Here is a 3,582-nt window from a genome sequence, read left to right on the forward strand (position 1 = left end):
CGAGCCGGTCGATGCGACGGTCACCGTCCCGGGCTCAAAGTCCCTGACCAACCGGTACCTCGTGCTGGCCGCCCTCGCCGACGGGACCTCACGGTTGCGGGCTCCCTTGCACTCCCGGGACTCCGCACTCATGATCGAGGCGCTGCGGCACCTCGGGGCCACCATCACGGAGGTTCCGGGCGACGGCGGCTTCGGTCCCGACCTCGAAATCGTCCCGATCAGCATGGACGCCGCCGGCACGGACACGGCGATCGACTGCGGCCTGGCCGGAACCGTCATGCGGTTTGTCCCGCCCGTCGCGGCCCTGCGCCGCGGAGTGACACTGTTCGACGGCGATCCGCACGCGCGCAAGCGCCCGATGGGCCCCATCATCGACGCACTCGGCGGACTGGGCGTGGCCGTCGGCGCGCCCGACGGCGGCCCGGCGTCGTCGTTGCCGTTTACCGTCGACGGCACCGGCACCGTGCGGGGCGGCCACCTCGTCATTGATGCCAGTGCGTCGTCGCAGTTTGTGTCCGCGCTGCTCCTGACCGGCGCCCGCTTCACCGAGGGGCTGCACCTCGAACATCAAAGCGGGGGGCCCGTGCCGAGCCTGGACCACATCAACATGACCGTCGCGGTGCTCCGCGGCGTGGGCGTGGCCGTGGATGATTCCCGCCCGAACCACTGGGTTGTCTCCCCCGGGCCCATCCGCGCCTTTGACCTCAGGATCGAACAGGATCTCTCCAACGCCGGCCCCTTCCTCGCGGCGGCCCTGGCCACCCGCGGCACCGTCCGCATTCCCAACTGGCCGCTCGGGACCACCCAGGTCGGCGATCTGTGGCGCAGCATCCTCACGACGATGGGGGCCACCGTCACGCTCACCGACGGCACCCTGACCGTTACGGGCGGCCCGGACATCAAGGGCGCGGACTTCGACGAGACCAGCGAGCTCGCCCCCACGGTCGCCGCCCTCTGCGCCCTGGCCACCGGGCCATCGCGGCTGAGCGGCATCGCCCACCTGCGCGGGCACGAAACGGACCGGCTGGCCGCCCTCGTGGCCGAGATCAACCGCCTGGGCGGCGACGCCGAGGAGACCTCCGACGGACTCATCATCCGGCCCGCACCGCTGCACGGCGGTGTCGTCCACAGCTACGCGGACCACCGCATGGCCACCGCCGGCGCCATCCTGGGCCTGGCCGTCCCCGGCATCGAGGTCGAGGACATTGCGACCACTGCCAAGACCATGCCCGACTTCCCGCAGCTCTGGGAAGCCATGCTGGCGCAGGGAACCCCCGCAGACAAGGACGCCTCCGGTGGCACGCAGCACTGACTCCTGGGACGAATCCGACGTCCGGATCCGCCCCAACAAGAAAGGCACCCGGCCCCGCACCAAGGACCGGCCCGCCTACGACGACGCCGTCACCGGGCGGATCATCACCGTTGACCGCGGACGCTACACCGCCGTCGTCGCCGAGGGCACCGCCGGGGAACGCAAGATCATCGCCGCCCGTGCCCGGGAACTGCGCCGAAACCCGGTCGTCGCCGGCGACTTCGTCTCCCTTGTCGGGGACGTCAGCGGCGAACCGGACACCCTCGCACGTCTGGTCAAGATCCAGGACCGCAAGACCCTGCTGCGGCGCAGCGCCGACGACACCGACCCGATCGAGCGCGCCGTCGTCGCCAATGCCGACACGCTGGTGATCGTGGTGGCGGCCGCCAATCCTGAGCCCCGGACCGGATTCATCGACCGCGCCCTCGTGGCCGCGTACGACGCCGGCATTGCGCCGCTGCTGCTCGTCACCAAGGCCGACGTCAAGGACCCCGCGGAACTCCTCGCCAACTACCAGCACCTTGACTTCCCGGTCATCATCTCCAAGACGGCGGATTCCGCCGCCTCCGGCATCGATGCCCGCTCGGACGACGGGCTTTCCGCCCGGCTGGACAAGGACGCCGTCTCCCAGCTTCGCGCCCATCTCGATGGGAAGGTCACCGTCATGCTGGGCCACTCCGGCGTCGGCAAGTCCACCATGGTCAACGCCCTCACCGGCGCCGAGCGCGCCACTGGCGGTGTCAACGCCGTGACCGGGCGCGGCCGCCACACCTCCTCCTCCGCGCTGGCCCTCAAGGTCAACGATGCGCCGGCGGGCAGCTGGATCATCGACACCCCGGGCATCCGCTCCTTCGGCCTGGCCCATGTGGACCCGGACCGGATCCTGCGGTCCTTCCCGGATCTTGAGCCCGGCACCGACGACTGCGAGCGGGGCTGCAAGCACGATTCCAGCGCCGTCAACTGCGGCGTGGACGCGTGGGTGGCCGCCGGCCATGCGGGCGAATCCGGCCCGGCCCGGCTCGCCTCACTCCGCCGCCTGCTCGGAACAGATCCCCGCATGGAAGCCCAGGACGTCAAGGAGCTGGGCACCGTCTCCTAACGGGCTGCGGCGCAGCCTACCGCTCCCCCGCCCGCTTTGGCGGTAGTTTGGATCCATGAGTCAACCCGCTTCGAGCTACAACGATGACCTGCGCCTTGCCCATGTACTGGCAGATTCCGTAGATTCCCAGACCATGAGCCGCTTCAAGGCGCTCGATCTTCGGATTGAGACGAAGCCGGACCTGACGCCGGTGACCGACGCCGACAAATCGGCCGAGGAAGCCATCCGCGGCCAGCTGTCCCGGTCCCGGCCGCGCGATGCCGTGCTCGGCGAGGAGTTCGGCAGCTCCGGCCACGGCTCCCGCCGCTGGATCATCGATCCGATTGACGGGACCAAGAACTTTGTCCGCGGCGTCCCCGTCTGGGCCACGCTGATCGCCCTCGTTGACGAGGGTGAGCCGGTCGTCGGCGTCGTGAGTGCCCCGGCACTGGGCAAACGCTGGTGGGCCGCCAAGGGCGCCGGAGCGTACATGGGCCGGTCGCTGGCGGCCGCCACCCGGCTGAAGGTCTCCAACGTCTCCAACCTCGCGGACGCCTCGCTGTCCTACTCCAGCCTGGGCGGCTGGAAGCAGCGCGGCAACCTCGATGAGTTCCTCGGCCTCACCGAGGAAGTCTGGCGCACCCGCGCGTACGGCGACTTCTGGTCCTACTGCCTTGTGGCCGAAGGGGCCGTCGACATCGCCTGCGAGCCGGAACTGAACCTCTACGACATGGCCGCGCTGGTCCCGATCGTCACAGAGGCGGGCGGGCGCTTTACCTCCCTCGAAGGAGAAGACGGCCCGTTCGGCGGCAACGCCCTCGCCACCAACTCCATCCTGCACTCGGAGGTCCTCAAGCGCCTCAACCCGGGGCTCGACGACCTGCTGTAGGGAATTCCGGCGGTGTCCGGCAGTTCGGGACGCGTCCCGTAACAAAGCACTTCACATTCCTGCCCTGCCTTTTCCGCGGCAGCAGGCATGGCCTACGCTCGAAACAGGTCACGAGTGCCAGCGCGAAACCCCGGTTTGCTGGCCGGCAACCCTCCATTCGCGGTGGGGTGCCCCGGGTGACGACCTGGCCGGTCCGGAACGGACCCGGCAAGCGCGGATCCCCGGTACGTGGGGTCCTTTTCGAGCGAGGTCCCATGACGACTGCCACGATTCCTGCCACCCCTGAACTCCAGTCCGGCGCCG

Annotated in this window: 3 protein-coding genes and 1 riboswitch; all 3 genes read left to right on the top strand. The window is 69.8% G+C overall.

Annotation, left to right across the window (positions count from 1 at the left end; all coding sequences use genetic code 11):
* A partial coding sequence (gene aroA, locus K789_RS0118315) for a 3-phosphoshikimate 1-carboxyvinyltransferase (protein ID WP_024368022.1) occupies positions 1-1,312 on the top strand: 1,312 nt, incomplete at its 5' end.
* Positions 1,296-2,411, top strand: coding sequence for a ribosome small subunit-dependent GTPase A (locus K789_RS0118320; RefSeq protein ID WP_024368023.1), 1,116 nt, complete (start codon positions 1,296-1,298; stop codon positions 2,409-2,411). The genes aroA and K789_RS0118320, both read left to right, overlap by 17 nt.
* 55 nt (positions 2,412-2,466) lie before the next feature.
* On the top strand, positions 2,467-3,279 hold the full coding sequence (gene hisN, locus K789_RS0118325; RefSeq protein ID WP_024368024.1) for a histidinol-phosphatase: 813 nt from the start codon (positions 2,467-2,469) through the stop codon (positions 3,277-3,279).
* 106 nt (positions 3,280-3,385) lie between these two features.
* Positions 3,386-3,499, top strand: a riboswitch (SAM riboswitch).
* Positions 3,500-3,582: the final 83 nt, after the last annotated feature.

The organism is Arthrobacter sp. TB 26, from assembly GCF_000427315.1.
Classification (GTDB): domain Bacteria; phylum Actinomycetota; class Actinomycetes; order Actinomycetales; family Micrococcaceae; genus Arthrobacter.